At 62.8% G+C, this 14,902-nt stretch carries 11 protein-coding genes; 9 read left to right on the top strand and 2 right to left on the bottom strand.

Features of this window, described 5'->3' with window-relative positions:
- The first annotated feature begins 188 nt into the window (after positions 1-188).
- The 7 genes from OIS53_RS14965 (at position 189) to OIS53_RS14930 (ending at position 11,334) form a co-directional block, all read left to right on the top strand.
- Entirely contained in the window at positions 189-623 is a 435-nt protein-coding gene (locus tag OIS53_RS14965) for a ribosome-binding factor A (protein ID WP_264679375.1), read from the top strand.
- 112 nt (positions 624-735) lie between these two features.
- On the top strand, positions 736-1,545 hold the full coding sequence (locus OIS53_RS14960; protein ID WP_264679374.1) for a class I SAM-dependent methyltransferase: 810 nt from the start codon (positions 736-738) through the stop codon (positions 1,543-1,545).
- A 72-nt stretch (positions 1,546-1,617) separates the two neighbouring features.
- Positions 1,618-1,953 carry a hypothetical protein gene (locus tag OIS53_RS14955; protein ID WP_264679373.1) on the top strand — a complete coding sequence of 112 codons (336 nt, stop codon included), beginning with the start codon at positions 1,618-1,620 and terminating at the stop codon, positions 1,951-1,953.
- Between the two features lie 60 nt (positions 1,954-2,013).
- Positions 2,014-3,243 (top strand): FtsX-like permease family protein, encoded by a 1,230-nt coding sequence (locus OIS53_RS14950; protein WP_264679372.1) that lies wholly within the window; start codon positions 2,014-2,016, stop codon positions 3,241-3,243.
- Positions 3,244-3,653: 410 nt separating this feature from the next.
- Positions 3,654-7,664, top strand: a complete 4,011-nt coding sequence (locus tag OIS53_RS20515; RefSeq protein ID WP_413775165.1) for an SNF2-related protein — start codon at positions 3,654-3,656, stop codon at positions 7,662-7,664.
- 288 nt (positions 7,665-7,952) lie between these two features.
- Positions 7,953-10,520, top strand: a complete 2,568-nt coding sequence (locus tag OIS53_RS14935) for a S8 family serine peptidase (RefSeq protein ID WP_264679371.1) — start codon at positions 7,953-7,955, stop codon at positions 10,518-10,520.
- A 337-nt stretch (positions 10,521-10,857) separates the two neighbouring features.
- Positions 10,858-11,334, top strand: coding sequence for an SRPBCC family protein (locus OIS53_RS14930; RefSeq protein WP_264679370.1), 477 nt, complete (start codon positions 10,858-10,860; stop codon positions 11,332-11,334).
- Here the strand turns inward: OIS53_RS14930 and OIS53_RS14925 are convergent.
- Positions 11,312-11,773, bottom strand: a complete 462-nt coding sequence (locus OIS53_RS14925; RefSeq protein WP_264679369.1) for a GNAT family N-acetyltransferase — start codon at positions 11,771-11,773, stop codon at positions 11,312-11,314. The genes OIS53_RS14930 and OIS53_RS14925 overlap by 23 nt on opposite strands.
- 10 nt (positions 11,774-11,783) lie before the next feature.
- Positions 11,784-12,611 (bottom strand): SDR family oxidoreductase, encoded by an 828-nt coding sequence (locus OIS53_RS14920; protein ID WP_264679368.1) that lies wholly within the window; start codon positions 12,609-12,611, stop codon positions 11,784-11,786.
- A gap of 76 nt (positions 12,612-12,687) precedes the next feature.
- On the opposite strand from OIS53_RS14920, the gene OIS53_RS14915 reads away from it, so the two are divergent.
- Both OIS53_RS14915 and OIS53_RS14910 read left to right on the top strand, forming a co-directional pair.
- Positions 12,688-13,563: an SGNH/GDSL hydrolase family protein gene (locus OIS53_RS14915; RefSeq protein ID WP_264679367.1), complete on the top strand. Its 876-nt coding sequence runs from the start codon at positions 12,688-12,690 to the stop codon at positions 13,561-13,563.
- A 184-nt stretch (positions 13,564-13,747) separates the two neighbouring features.
- Entirely contained in the window at positions 13,748-14,878 is a 1,131-nt protein-coding gene (locus OIS53_RS14910) for a family 16 glycosylhydrolase (RefSeq protein ID WP_264679366.1), read from the top strand.
- The last annotated feature ends 24 nt before the right edge of the window (positions 14,879-14,902 follow it).

Below are 14,902 nucleotides of genomic sequence, written 5' to 3'. Positions count from 1 at the left end.
GAGGGGCTTAGGGTCTTGGGGGCTTAGGGGCTTAGATTTCTCGTGTAAGCCTTTATCGAAAAGCCCCGTAAAGCAAAGATAGAAGCCCGGCACCCGTTGGCACTTATGCAGTCCTCTTTACGCCCATTATTCAAGACTCTAAGCCCCCAAGACCCTAAGTCCCTAACCACCTATCTTTGCCCCTTCTTATGGAAAGCAAACGACAGCAAAAAGTAGCCAGCCTGCTCCAGCAAGAGCTGGCCGCCGTATTTCAGCGCGACCTGCCCCACCTGTTTCCGGGCTTGCCGCCGGGCATCAGCCTGGTGCGCGTGTCGCCCGACCTGGGCATTGCCCGCGTGTACCTGAGCCTGCTGCTGGCCCAGAACGCCGATGACCAGCTGCTGCTCGTGAAAGACAATCAGAAAGTCGTCCGCCAGGCCCTGGCCAAGCGGGTGCGCCAGCAGCTGCGCGTGGTGCCCGAGCTGGTGTTCTTCCTCGACGACTCCGCCGCCTACGCCGCCCATATGGACAAAGTATTTGGCGACCTGCACATCCCGCCCGCCCCACCCGAGGACGACGCTGCCTCCGACGACGCCAGCGCCGCCCCCAAACGCCCCAAGCTCTTCGCCGACGAAGACGAATGAGTGAATGAGTGGATGAGTGAATGAGTGAATGAAAACATGCCGATGTCTCATTTCTCGACGGCTCTCCACCTACAGTCACTCATTCACTCATCCACTCATTCACTCGTTTCAGTTGTACTACGACCCGATTAAGAAGTCCCTTGGCGAGGTGTTCAACCGCACGCCGCTGCTGCGCCGCCTGTTTTACCACCTGCTCGACTTGCTGCTGCTGCGCACCTGGCACGTGCACCGGGAGCTGCGCCAGTGGGCTCAGGGCCGCACCGACGAAGCCCTGAACGTGCTCGACGCCGGCTCCGGCTACGGGCAGTACACCTACTGGCTGTCGGGCCTGAGCCGCAGGTGGACCATTCTGGCCGTGGATGTGAAGGACGAGCAGGTGGCCGATTCCAACCGTTTCTTCCGGCAGATTGGCCGCACCAACGCCCAGTTTGCCGTGCAAGACCTGGTGCTCTACCAGCAGCCCAACACCTTCGACCTAGCCTTGTCCGTGGACGTGATGGAGCACATCCTGGAAGACGTAGAGGTGTTCCGCAACATCCACGCCTCGCTCAAGGACGGCGGCATGTTGCTGATTTCCACGCCTTCGGACCAGGGCGGCTCCGATGTGCACGCCGACGGCGAAACCTCCTTCATTGAGGAGCACGTGCGCGACGGCTATAACATCCACGAGATTCAGCAGAAGCTGCGCACCGCGGGCTTCGAGCGGATTGAGGCCCGCTACAGCTACGGCGAGCCGGGGCAGGTGTCGTGGCGCCTGAGCATGAAGTACCCTATCCTGCTGCTCGGCTATTCGCGCTGGTTTTTTCTGCTGCTGCCGTTCTACTACTTGCTCACCTTTCCTTTCTGCCTTATCCTCAACTGGTTCGACACCAACCGGCGCCACGAGTCGGGCACGGGGCTGATTGTGAAGGCTTGGAAATAGCCTGATTTGGTGTTCCACCTTTTCGGCTGAGCGGCGTATCTTGCTTCACGCTTTACTACTCCGCGCTGCCCGATGGCTGATAAGAACGACTTCTCGGAACTCCCGGCCGAAATGCTGCTCCGCATGGACCGCCAGCAGGAGCAACTCAACCAAACCAATTCCATCCTGCGCACGGTAGTGCAAATTCAAGAAAAAATGCTCTCCACTCAGGAGCACATGCAGCAGACGCAGGTACAGATTCTGGACCGCCTGGACCGTAACGAAGCTGGGTTCAATGCCTTTGCTGGTGCTGTGCTTGACCACTTGGGAGGTATTCGGGCTGACCTGCGGGAGATTCGCATTACCGTTTACCAAGACCACGAGGAGCGCCTGCGCCGCCTCGAAGACTTTATGCGCCGCGCCAGCTAATTCCGCTACTTTTCCCGCTCTTTTCCGCTCCGCTCTGCCCTACCCCTCCGCGCCCCGCACGTGAACGTACCTCTGCTCATTGCCCGGCGTTATTTTCTCTCGAAGAAGAAGCGCAACATCATCAGCATCATCTCCAACATCTCCATGATTGGCGTGGCGGTGGGGACGATGGCGCTCATCATTGTGCTGTCCGTGTTCAACGGGCTGGAGGACCTGGTGCGCAGCCTCTACGGCAAGTCGGACCCCGACTTGCTGATTACCGCCGTGCAGGGCAAGTCGTTTGTGGCAGAGCCGCAGTTTCTGGCCCGCCTCAAAGGCACGCCGGGCGTGAGCCTGGTTACCGAGGTTATCGAGGACAACGCCCTGCTGCAGTACCGCGACCGGCAAATGGTGGTGAAGATGAAGGGCGTCTCGGACAACTACCACCACCAGAGCAACATCGACTCGGCCATTGTGGAGGGCGAGCACCGCCTGCGCCGGGAGGGCCTCGACTACGCCCTGCTGGGGGCCGGCGTGCAGCACGAGCTGAGCATTGCCCTCAACAACCGCTTCTCGCCCATGCGCCTGCTCTACCCGCGCAACACGGGCCGCAAAACCCTGTCGATGAATCCCGAAACGGCCTTCAACGAGCAGCCGATTCTGGCCGGGGGCGTCTTCCTGATTGAGCAGCACATCGACGACAGCTACATCTACGTGCCCCTGGAGTTTGCCCAGGAGCTGCTGCGCTACGGCCGCCGCCGCACGGCCCTGGAGGTGAAAGTGGCGCCCGGCCAGCCCATTGCCGACGTGAAGCAGGCCCTGAAGCAGCGCCTCGGCAGCGGCTTCCGGGTGCTCGACTCCGATGAGCAGCACGTGAGCCTGCTCAAGGCCATCAAGGTGGAGAAGATGTTTGTGTTCATCACTTTCGCCTTTATTCTGCTGATTGCCTCGCTCAACATCTTCTTTTCCCTGTCGATGCTGGTCATTGACAAACGCAAGGACGTGGCTGTGCTCATGGCCATGGGTGCCGGCTCGCGCACTATCCGCAACATCTTCCTGCTGGAGGGCGCCATTGTAGCCCAGGTAGGCGCCATTACGGGCCTGGTGTTGGGCGTGGGCATCTGCTGGCTCCAGCAAACCTTCCACATTGTGAGCATGGGCATGGCTACCAGCGTCGTCGACTCCTACCCCGTGAAGATGCAGCTCTCCGACATCGTACTGACCGGCATTGCCATCATCATCATCACCATTGTGGTGTCCATCCGGCCCGCCCTGAACGCCGCCCGCCTCGACCTGCGCGAAAACCTGTAAGCAGGTTCCGCTGCCACCCGCTAGCTAGGTGCATAATTAGGCAAAGAGCCAGGTCTTGCTTGTCATGCTGAGCGCAGCCGAAGCATCTCTCCCGCTTCGTTGAACAAGCAGCAGGAGTTAGTCAGCGGGAGAGATGCTTCGGCTGCGCTCAGCATGACGCTCTATTACTGTCTGCGGCTCAGAGGAAGCAACCGTATCAAGTTGCCATCTACAGCCTTGGTTGGCGAACTTGCCAGATTAGCGTGCACCGCACCGCTTAGTTTCATCTACTCAGAAAGGCTGTCCAAAGACTGCAAACCGTGACTCGTCTTATAGATGTAATTATTCATTGATTATTTTTTATTTTTCACTAATAAATACAGTATTTAGCAAATGTCCCTACTTTCAACGTTGCATTATCAGCGCCGATTATGAAGGTTTCCACTTCTCAGCCTTTTCAGATTGTTTATTCGCTTCTAGAGCATGAATACCTGGGCTATCTGTTTGAATCGTACGTGGTGCAGCGCAACCCGCGGGGGCAGCTGACCCTGCAACACCAGACCGTATCGGCCAAAAATGCTCCGGAGTTTGCGGATGGGCTGGACGAAGTGGACTTTGAGCTAGTGGCTCTCACCGACCAGATTCAGCAGGACGCAGTGATAAAGGAATTTTGGCCCAAGAAAACCACGCCGGCCGACTTCTTCCTGCGCATTTATGACCCCACCAAGGGCGACAAAGCCTTGCAGGAAGCCATTGGGCAGTACGTGCAGGAGCGCATGGGGCAGATTCTGGAGCGGCTGGCGGGCAAGTGCGTGTTTATCATGGGCAAGGACGGGGAGCCCACCTGGCGCGAGATTGGCGTGGCGCCGGAGCGGGCCTCGGTGCTGTTTCACTTCCGCCGCAATGAGGACAGCACCCACTACTTCCCCACCATCCAGTACCAGGGGCAGAAGCTGGAGTTTCAGTATAAAAACGCTGTAATTGTGTGCGAGCAGCCGGCCTGGCTGCTGGTGGGCGACACCCTGCACAACTTCCAGAATGACGTGGACGGCCGGAAGCTGAAGCCCTTCCTCAACAAGAAGTTTATTGTGATTCCGCGGCAGGTGGAGGACAGCTACTTCCAGCGGTTTGTGGCCCCACTGGTGGAGTCGTTCGACGTGCACGCCCGCGGCTTCGATATCCGTTCGGAGCGGTACGTGGCCCGGCCCCAGCTCACGTTTTCGGATGCGCCGGGCGCTACGGTGGTAGCCGCTGGCGCTGGCCGCCCGGCTCCGGCCCCCGCCCGGCGGGGTAGCCCGGCTGCCGTCGCTGCCACGGCCGAGGCCCCGGTGTCCGACCACATCCACTTCGACCTAAGCTTCCGCTACGGCGACCATACCGTGCACACGGCCCACGACAAGCGCGTGTGCGTGAAGCTGGAAAAGCAGGAAGACACCTATATCTTCCACCGCCTCATCCGCAACCTCGACCGGGAGCAGGAAATCATTGCCGAGCTGCGCGACCGAGCCCTGGAGGTGCGCAACGGCCGGGCCGTGCTGGAAAAAGCCACCGCCTTCCGCTGGCTCCACCACCACGCCGAGGAGCTGGCCCGCCTGGGCTTTACGGTGCAGCAGGGTCCTACCTCGGGCAAGGACTACTTCATCGGAGCCGTGACGGTGCAGGTAGGCATCACGGAAACCAACGACTGGTTTGACGTGCACGGCACGGTGCGCTTCGGCGAGTTTGAGGTGCCCTTCATCAAGCTGCGGCCCTACATCCTGAACAAGCGCCCCGAATACCGCCTGCCCAACGGGCAGATTGCCATCATTCCGGAAGAGTGGTTTACGCAATACCTGGAGCTGTTTGCCTTCTCGGAGGAGCACCACCAGTCCCTGACGCTGCGCAAGCATCACCTGGCCCTGGTATCAGACTTGCAGAGCGGCAACCTGGCCACGGTTACGATGAGCCGGAAACTGGAAAAGCTGCGCGAGTTTGAGGCCGTGGAAGACCGTCCCCTGCCCGCGGGCTTCCGCGGGGAGTTGCGCCCTTACCAAAAGGCAGGCTACAATTGGCTTCATTTCGTGCAGCAGTACGGTTTTGGCGGCTGCCTGGCCGACGACATGGGCCTGGGCAAAGCGCAGCCGCTGCACGCCCGCATTCTGACGCCAACCGGGTGGACCACGATGGGGCAGGTGCAGGTGGGCGATGAGGTTATCAACTCGCAGGGTAGCCGTTCGCGCGTCACGGGCGTGTTTCCGCAGGGTGAAAAGGAAATCTTTCGCGTTACGTTCACCGACGGAGCCACGGCCGACTGCTGCGCCGAGCACCTGTGGGCCGTGCAAAGCCCCGTGCAGAAGTACCGGGGGCAAGGCTACCAGGTAAAGGAGCTGGGGGCCCTGCGCCACGACCTGCACGACCGGCACGGCAACACGAAGTGGTTTGTTCCGCTGGTGCAGCCAGTAGCATTTGCAGCGCAACCCGTGCCCGTCGATGCCTACCTGCTGGGCTTGTTGCTCGGCGACGGATGCTTCCGCCGCAACAGTATCGGGCTGAGCACAGCCGATAGAGAAATCGTGAACTACGCCACTGCGGCCCTACCGGACGGCCTGCTGCTTAGGCATGTGCCAGGCTCGTACGAATACAATGTTGTGAAAGCCGCGGGCTGGGCCAATGCGCTGATGCAACACATCAAAGCGCTGGGCCTGAAGGACAAAGCTTCCCGTGATAAGTTTATTCCGGAAGCCTACCTCTTCAACGACGCGGCCACCCGCTTGGCCCTGCTCCAGGGGCTGATGGATTCGGATGGCTACGTATCCCGCTCGGGCGACGTGTGCCAGTTTACTTCCGTATCGGCGGCGCTGGTGGAGGGGGTCACGTTTCTGGTGCAGTCGCTGGGCGGCACCGTGCGGCAGTCGAGCAAGGTGCCGCGCTTCATGCATCAGGGCGAGACCCGACAGGGACAGCGCGCGTTTACTCTCACCCTGAGCTTACCGCCGCACGTGCAGCCCTTCCGGCTGGGCCGCAAGGCGGCCTTATACCGGCCCAAAACCAAGTACCAGCCCTACCGCGGCATCAAGGCCGTCGACTACCTGGGTACCATGCCCGCGCAGTGCATCAGCGTGGATGCGCCCGACCGGCTATACGTCACCGACAATTTCGTGCTGACGCACAACACCATCCAGACCCTGGCCATGCTCCTGCACCGCAAGGAAACCGGCGCCGCTCAGGAAGCAGCGTCCCTGCTGGTCATGCCTACTTCGCTGGTCTACAACTGGATGGCTGAGGCCTTCAAGTTCACGCCCAGCCTGCGCCTGCTCATCTACACCGGCACCTACCGCGACAAAAACGTGGAGCAGTTTGCCGGCTACGACGTGGTGCTGACCTCCTACGGCATTGTGCGCCTGGACATTGAGCTGCTGAAAACTTACCAGTTCGACTACGTGATTCTGGACGAGTCGCAGGCCATCAAGAACCCCGGCTCCACCACCTCCCAGGCCGTGCGGGGGCTGCACTCCCGCCACCGCCTCATCCTGACGGGCACGCCGGTCGAGAACAGCACCATGGACCTCTGGTCGCAGATGTCGTTTATCAACCCTGGCTTGCTGGGCAGTCAGTCGTTTTTCCGCAAGGAGTTCTTGAAGCCCATCGAGAAAGGCAAGGACGAGGCCAAGACCCGGCGCCTGCACACGCTCATCAAGCCCTTCATCCTGCGGCGGCACAAAGCCCAGGTGGCACGGGAGCTGCCCGAGAAGATTGAAAACCTGAGCTACTGCCCCATGACCGAGGAGCAGCAGCAGTGCTACGAGGAAACCAAGAGCTACTACCGCAACAAGATCCTGCAAAGCATCGAGGAGCACGGCACGGCCAGCACCCAGTTTATGCTGCTCCAGGGCCTGACCAAGCTGCGCCAGATTGCCAACCACCCCCGCATGGCCGACGAGGAGTACGCCCACGAGTCGGGCAAGCTGCGCGAGGTGGTGCGCATGATAAAGAGCGTGGTGTCGGAAGGCCACAAGGTACTGGTGTTTAGTCAGTTCGTGAAACACCTCGACATCGTGCGGGCCTCCCTGGATGAGCGCCACATCAGCTACGCCTACCTCGACGGCAACACGCGGGACCGGCACAAGGAAGTGGCCCGCTTCCAGGAAACCGAGGACCTGCGCGTGTTCCTCATCAGCCTGAAAGCCGGGGGCGTGGGCCTCAACCTCACCGCCGCCGACTACGTGTTCATCCTCGACCCCTGGTGGAACCCCGCCGTGGAAGCCCAGGCCGTGGACCGGGCCCACCGCATCGGGCAGCAGCGCACGGTGTTTACCTACAAGTTCATTACCCGCGGCACCGTGGAAGAGAAAATCCTGGCCCTGCAAAACCGCAAAATCCAGCTCGTTTCGGACCTGATTACCACCGACGAGGCCATCATCAAGAGCCTCACCAAGGAGGATATTGAGGAGCTGCTGGGATGAGAAGGGGCTAAGTTGAGATTCGTACACTTCTAAAAAGTCAGGACCTAAAATTTAGGTCCTGGCTTTTTTGTTTGACTGTCGAGCTTGGGCTTACCACAGAGAAATTAGTTTTATCCTCAGCCAACTATATAGAAGGTTCAACGCTCTGTTGCGAGTAGCGGCCTATTTAGCTAGGCCCTGCTATGCTAGGGGCCCAGGAGCAACCATCGGTTTCGAGCTTTTCCTCCTGACTTACAGCATACATTCTGGTCTTCCTTTCCATCATCCACCAACCTTATTCCTCATTCTATGAAACAAACCCTTTCCCAGCTCTCCACCAGCCTCAAAACTGCCTGGAGTGCCTTCGTGCTGCTGGTATGCCTGGGCCACTACGGGCAGGCCCAGGTGGCCGAGCCAGTCCTGCCGCCCGACCCCGGCCAGCGCACTGCCCGCCTAGCGGCCCGGCCCCAGACTCAGAAAGCCACCGGCAAAGTCAGCGCCGAGCTGCTGGAGCTGAGCCAGCAGGCGCAGGCTGGCACCAGCCGCCGCGGCGCGGCCTTCAAACCCGCCAATCCGTACCTGCAAGTGCGCAACGGCTCGGTAGTGGTGAACATTACGGCCCAGGGCGACGCCCAGCAGCTGGCAAATGAGCTGAAAGGCAGCGTGGGCCTGACCAACGCCGCCGTGGCCCAGCAGCTGATTTCGGGCTCAGTGCCCATCAGCAACCTGCGCAAGCTGGGGGCCCACCGCCAGGTGCGCTTCGTGCGGGCCGCCTACAAGCCCCGGCTCAAAGTGGGCAGGGTGACCAGCCAGGGCGACAAGGCCCAACGCTCGGACGTGGCCCGGCAGGTGGCCGGCGTAAGCGGCCTGGGCGTGAAAGTGGGCGTGCTGTCCGACAGCTACAATCGGCTGAATGGGGCTGCCGCCGGCATTGCCTCCGGCGACCTGCCCGGTCCCGGTAACCCCACCGGCCGCACCAAGCCCGTGCAAGTGCTGCAAGAGCTGCCCGCCGAAGATGAAGACTTCATCGACGAGGGCCGGGCCATGCTCGAAATCGTTCACGACGTGGCACCCGACGCCGAGCTGGCCTTTCATACGGCCTTTGAGGGCGGCGAGGCCAACTTTGCCCAGGCCATTCTGAACCTGGCCGATGCCGGCTGCCAGGTCATTGTCGATGACATTCTTTTTGTTGACGAACCGTACTTCTCCGACGGGGTAAGTGCCAAGGCCATCGACCAGGTGAAAAGCAAGGGCGTAAGCTTCTTCACGGCGGTGGGCAATTTTGGCCGGGATTCGTACGAGAGTCCATTTCGGGCTTCTGCTTTCGAGCCACTGGGGCCGGGCACGGGAACGGCCCACAACTTCAGCGCGCCAGGCCAGCGGCCCCGCTACTACCAGCCGGTTATCATTCCGAAGGGCGGGGTGTTTGCCGTGCCGTTTCAGTGGGATGATGCCTTCTTCTCCGTCACGGGCGACACCACCAAGCAGGCCCGCACCGACCTGGACATCTACCTGCTCAACGACTCGCTGCGGGTAGTAGCAGCCAGCGCCACCAACAATCTGGCCAGCGGCGACCCTATCGAGTTTTTGGTGTACGCAAACACCGACAGGACCAATCAGAACGAGGTGTTCTACGTGGTTATCACCAAGTCTGCGGGCCCCGACCCCAACCGCGTGAAGTACATCCAGTTTGGCACCGCGGCTTTCCCGCGCCGCACCAGCCCGCCGGTGCCGGGCATCTTTGCCGGCACGGCATTCGGGCACGTAACGGCGGCCGGGGCTATTTCGGTAGGCGCGGCTTTCTACCAGGACACGCCGCCGTTTGGGACGACCCCGCCGGTACACGAAAGCTTCTCTTCTTACAGCCGAATCCCGATCTACTTCGACGCCAACGGCAACCGGTTCCCGCGCCCGGTAGTGCGCCTAAAGCCCGAGATTACGGCTCCTGATGGGGCCAACACCACCTTTTTCCCACCCGTGCAAGTTGCGCCTCTCGCCGACAGCGACGTGGAGGGCGACGGGTTCCCGAACTTCTTCGGCACCTCGGCCTCGGCCCCGCACGCGGCGGGCGTGGCCGCCCTGATGATAGAGGCTTTCCGCAACCCTTTGCCGCCCGATCTGGTGAAGCTGGCCATGACCAGCACGGCCCTGGACATGGACGACGAGTTTACCAACGACTCCACTTACGACGTAGGGCCTAATGCCGACCCCGCCGGCGACGTCTTCGACCAGGGCTTCGACTTCACCACCGGCTACGGCCTGCTCCAGGCCGACCGCGCCGTGCGGAAAGTCACCTTCCGGCCGCCGTTCGTTATCGACCTGCGCTTTTCGCCGGTGTGCTCGGCTAATCCGGCCGCGGAGCGGCGCTGGCGCATTCTCAACTACAACCCGTTCCGGGTGAAGGTGCGGTGGACCGTGAGCGGCACCACTCAGCAGGGCGTGCTGGTAGTGCCGCCCGGCGAGAGTTTCTTCTCCACGGCCGCCGTCAGTGGCCCGAACACCGTGACGATTGCCTGGACCGGAGCCAACGACCGGCCGCAGACCAGCACCCGCACCTCCACGGGCACCCAGTGCAACCCCGGCACCCTGGCCGCCAAAGGCTCCTTGCCGGACGAGGAGCAGCCCGCCGAGCCAGCCATCGTCACGACCTACCCCAACCCGTTCCGCCAGGAGCTGAACGTGCTGCTATCGGGCGGCGACCATAGCCCGGCCTCGGTGAAGCTCTACAACGCCACCGGCGAGCTGGTGTACGACCAGGCCTTGCCCGACGGCACAGCCGGTAAGCTGGATTTGTCGCGCCTGCCCGCCGGGCTCTACCTGGCCCACATCAAGCAGGGCCAGTTTCCGGTTAAGGTGCTGAAGCTTGTGAAGGAATAACCCCGGTGCAGATAGCTCTGGCAAGCGCCCGGCCCCACGGCCGGGCGCTTTTGCGTTAGCGGAAAGGGGGTGAGCCGCCGCTACCTGCTTTCAGCGGCAAACTCCGCCACCAGCCCGGCCACGCGCGCCACATCCGCGGCCGTGTGCAGGGCCGACAGCACCACACGCGTGATGGGCGCGTCGGTGGGGCGGCAAGTCGGTTTCTATGGGCTCCGTGCCAGGGAAGGCACATAGATGCTGATATAGCGTCTATACGCAGTGGAATCTAGCGCCCACGTTGACTTACTGCCTCTGGTGCCTTCCCGGAACACAACCGCTCCGGACTGGTTGTGAGGCCATGCACTTTCTTCTCCAAACCCGCGTAGCTGCCCCTCCGGCCCAGGTGTGGCGGGGCTTCACGCGGGAGCTGTTCCTGGCCCTGGCGCCACCGTTTCCGCCGTTTCGGCTGCTGCGCTTCGACGGCTGCCACCGCGGCGACGAGGTGCACCTGGAGCTGGGCGCGGGCCCGGTGCGCCGGCGCTGGACCGCCCTGATTACCGACCATGGCCAGCTACCCGACGGCACCTGCTACTTCGTGGATGAGGGCCAGGAGCTGCCGCCGCCCCTGCGCTTCTGGCGCCACCGCCACCTCATGCAGCCCGCGCCCGGCGGGGGCACGCTCATCGTCGAAGACCTGGAGTACCGCACCCGCTTCCGGTGGCTCGACGGGCTGCTGTATCCGCTGGTGTGGGTGCAGTTTGCCTGGCGCCGGCCCATCTACCGGCGGTGGTTCGGGCAACCCGTAGCACGGGCTACAGGTCCAGCACCATCTTGACGTCGGCGCGCTGGTAGGGGCCGGGGGGCACCGGCACCGCGCGGAAGCCGAGCTTGCGGTACAACGCCAGGGCGGGCTTCAGCCGGGAATTTGACAGCAGCTCTACCTGGCGGGCGCCCAGCTGCCGGGCTTTGGCCAGGGCCGCCTGCCCCAGTGCCCAGCCAATGCCCAGGCCTTGCGCAGCGGGTGCCACAGCCATTTTGGCTAGCTCAAACACGCCTTCTTCTTCCCGAATCAATGCACACGTGCCCACCAGCTCACCCTCATACTCAGCCATGAGAATAGCACCGCCGGGCTCCAGAATGTGCCGCTCCGGCTGGTCGAGCATGTCATAATCCGGCTTTTCCATTTCAAAATACTGGGTTATCCAGGCCTGATTGAGGGCGCGAAAGGCCGGTTGGTGGCTGGGCTGGTAGTCGAGGATGCGGGCGGCGGGCATGGCGCGGGGGCTAGGTTTCGGAAAGGTGTGTTTGCCGGTACGTCTGCTGCGCCTGCTGCCCTTTGGCTACCAAGCGGGCCGTGAGCAGGCGGCCCAGGCGGGGCCAGAGGTTGGCCAGCCGGGCCAGCCAGCCCCGGCCGGCGGGCAGCAGGATTTCCACTTGCCGCCGGTGCAGGGCATTGAAAAATACGGCTTGCTCCACGTCCTGCACCCGCAAGGCGCCGGGGCCCGAAAACGTGAGGGCCGCGGCAGGATAATCGAGTTGCTGGGTGAGCATGTTGGTCTGCACCAGGTCGGGACAAATGACGGACACGTGCGCGCCGTACTGGGCCAGCTCGTGGGCCACGGCCAGCGTGAAGCCCCGCACCGCGTACTTGGTGGCGCTATACACCGGCAGGCCGTGAATGGGCGCCACGCCAGCCAGCGAGGCCAGGTTGATGAGGTGGCCGTGGCCCTGCTCCCGCAGCAGGCGGGCGGCCAGCCGGGAGCCGTAGAGCACGCCTTTCAGGTTCACGTCTACCTGCTGGTCGATGGCGGCCACGGTCAGCTCGGCGGCAAACTCGGGGGCGACGATGCCGGCGTTGTTGATGAATACGTGCAGGGCGCCAAACCGCTCCTGGGCCGCGGCTACGGCGGCCTCCCAAGCGTCGGCGTGGCGCACGTCCAGAGGCAGCAGCAGGCAGCGAGCCGGGTCCCAGGCAGTGGCAGCCGCTTGCAGGGCGGGCAGGTCGTAGTCGGTAGCCACCACCTGCCAGCCGCGCCGGCAGAAGGCACCGGCCAGGTGGCGCCCGATGCCGTGGGCGCAGCCGGTAATCAGGACAGTTTGGGCAGCCGCCATAAGCAGAGAGTAGAAGAGAAGGCCGGTGGTTTCTTCGTAAACTACACCTGATTTTCGGCTTCTTCTGCTGTTTCGTATGCTGCTACCTATTCTGCTGGGCGTGGGCACCGCCGGGGCCGGGCTGCTAGCCCTCAGTGCCTGGGCCGAGCGCCGCCTGCTACGCCCCGATGCCCACTACCCCCGCCCACCCGTGCCGGCCGCCGCGCCCGGCACGCGGCGCCTGGTGTGCGCCGGCGACTCGCTTACCCACGGCAACATGAGCGCCAGCTACGTAGCGCCGCTGGCCGCCCGCCTGGCACCGGCCGGGGTAGAGGTGCTGAACGCCGGCATCAACGCCGACCTCACCCACACCCTGCTCCGGCGCCTCGATGACGTGGTGGCCGCCCGCCCCGATTTTGTGTCGCTGCTCATCGGCACCAACGACGTGAATGCCACCCTGGGCCCCGGCCAGCTGCGCCACTACCGGCGCCTCGGCAAGCTAACCCCGGCGGAACAGCCTTCGCCGGAAGCTTACCGCCAGAACCTGACGCAGCTGCTGCGCCGCCTGCGCCAGGAAACCACAGCGCGGGTGGCGGTGCTGTCGTTGCCGCCCCTGGGGGAGGACCTGCACCACGAAGCCAACCGCCGCGCCGACCACTACTGCGCCATTATCCGGGAAGTAGCCCAGGCCGAAGGCGCCACCTACCTGTCCCTGCGGGAGCGGCTGCAGGAGCTTCTGCACCAGCAGCCCAGCCACCCGCGGGTGCGCTTCGAGCAAACCACCCGGCTAATCCGGCTGGCCGTGGTGCAGCACTACGGCCTGGGCCAGAGCTGGGACCAGATAGCCGCCGGCCACGGCTGCCGCTTCCTCACCGACAACCTGCACCTGAACACGGCCGGCGCCGCGGTGATAGAAGAGCTGATTGCCGGCTGGGTGGAACAGCAGCTGGGTGCCAGGGAAGCCCGCGGGTAAAGCCGTTGCCCCTTGTTGTCCAGCGCGGGGGCTTTTGCGTCGCCGCCGGTGCGCACCCCTGCCCCATCCTGCTGCCGCCACAAACGGCTTTCTCGTATGTGAGGATGAATTGGCGGCGGTTTGTACATTTAGCCGTCAGCTCCTTGTTAGGACCTGATTTTCTTGCACTTATATCAGCTTTTTTATGAAAACAACTTGTGTACCCCCTACAGCTTGGTCGATGGTTGCCTGGCGCTGCGCCGGCCGCGCCTTCGCGGCAGTGGTGTTGGCGGCTGCCACAGCAGTGCCCCTGCGGGCCCAGACGGCGGCCGTCAGTGGCCCCCCGGCCGGTACCGGCTCCTGGACCAAGACGTTCGAGGACAACTTCGACACGTTTGATGCGGGCAAGTGGGCCAAGCGCTGGGCCTGCGGCAACGGCAACGAACTGGGCTGCACCTACCAGGACCGCATGGGCACGGCCTACGAAGACGCCAACGTGTACGTGCAGGACGGCAAATTGCACATCAAGACCGAGCGTAAGACCACCCGCGGCAAAACCTTTACCTCGGGGGTGGTGACGACCAGCATCCGGAATACTGGCTTCATGCAGAAGTACGGCTATTTCGAGGTGCGCATGAAGCCGGCCAGCTCACCCGGCAACGACCCCTGTTTCTGGGCCTTCCCACTGAGCAAGCCCAGCGCTGAGCCCTTCAAGGAAATAGATTTTGCCGAGTTTGGCGGACGCGGGGGCGTGGTAGCTACCACTTCGCACATGCCGGGCCTGGGCAACCAGACTTTCAGCAAAACCGGCAACTGGACCAGTGACTTCCACACCTACGGCGTGCTGTGGGAAGCAAATAAGGTCACGCTCTACATCGACGGCGTGTTGCAGCCGGGTTCCATTACTAAAAACGTGGTGGACGAGGCCGGCGTACTTATCCTTTCCGATGAGGTGCGCAAGGACAACGGCGCCTGGTTCGGCAACAGCGACAACTTCAGCGGGCCCATCATCTCGCAGGTCGATTGGGTGCGGGTGTGGAAGCCGTCGGGCGTAACGCTGGGCGGCACCGCCTCAGCCAGCCAGCTGCCCGGCGACGTATTTCCGAATCCGGCCACGGGCAGCTGCACCATCCGGCTTACGGTGCCCACGGCCCAGCCCGTGCAGCTAACGGTGGTAGACAGCCGTGGGGCGCAGGTGTGGGCGCATACCCTGGCCACCACGCCCGGCACCAACCTGCTGCCCCTGAACACGGCCGGCCTGGCCGCGGGCCTGTATACTGTGCGGGTAGTGGCCGGCGCCCGGCAGCTGGTACGTAGCCTGGTCGTAAGTCAGTAAGCCAGACGTTCACTCTCTGCCGCG

Origin of the sequence: Hymenobacter sp. YIM 151500-1 (assembly GCF_025979885.1) — a bacterium.
GTDB lineage: Bacteria > Bacteroidota > Bacteroidia > Cytophagales > Hymenobacteraceae > Hymenobacter.
Note: the sequence above shows the minus strand (reverse complement) of the source record. Positions and strands in the feature narration are given on the sequence as shown.

Excerpts from the sequence above, each read along its gene's own strand:
- OIS53_RS14965 (WP_264679375.1), top strand. The coding sequence starts at position 189 with ATGGAAAGCAAACGACAGCAAAAAGTAGCCAGCCTGCTCCAGCAAGAG.
- OIS53_RS14955 (WP_264679373.1), top strand. The coding sequence starts at position 1,618 with ATGGCTGATAAGAACGACTTCTCGGAACTCCCGGCCGAAATGCTGCTC.
- OIS53_RS20515 (WP_413775165.1), top strand. The coding sequence starts at position 3,654 with ATGAAGGTTTCCACTTCTCAGCCTTTTCAGATTGTTTATTCGCTTCTA.
- OIS53_RS14935 (WP_264679371.1), top strand. The coding sequence starts at position 7,953 with ATGAAACAAACCCTTTCCCAGCTCTCCACCAGCCTCAAAACTGCCTGG.
- OIS53_RS14930 (WP_264679370.1), top strand. The coding sequence starts at position 10,858 with ATGCACTTTCTTCTCCAAACCCGCGTAGCTGCCCCTCCGGCCCAGGTG.
- OIS53_RS14925 (WP_264679369.1), bottom strand. The coding sequence starts at position 11,773 with ATGCCCGCCGCCCGCATCCTCGACTACCAGCCCAGCCACCAACCGGCC.
- OIS53_RS14920 (WP_264679368.1), bottom strand. The coding sequence starts at position 12,611 with ATGGCGGCTGCCCAAACTGTCCTGATTACCGGCTGCGCCCACGGCATC.
- OIS53_RS14915 (WP_264679367.1), top strand. The coding sequence starts at position 12,688 with ATGCTGCTACCTATTCTGCTGGGCGTGGGCACCGCCGGGGCCGGGCTG.
- OIS53_RS14910 (WP_264679366.1), top strand. The coding sequence starts at position 13,748 with ATGAAAACAACTTGTGTACCCCCTACAGCTTGGTCGATGGTTGCCTGG.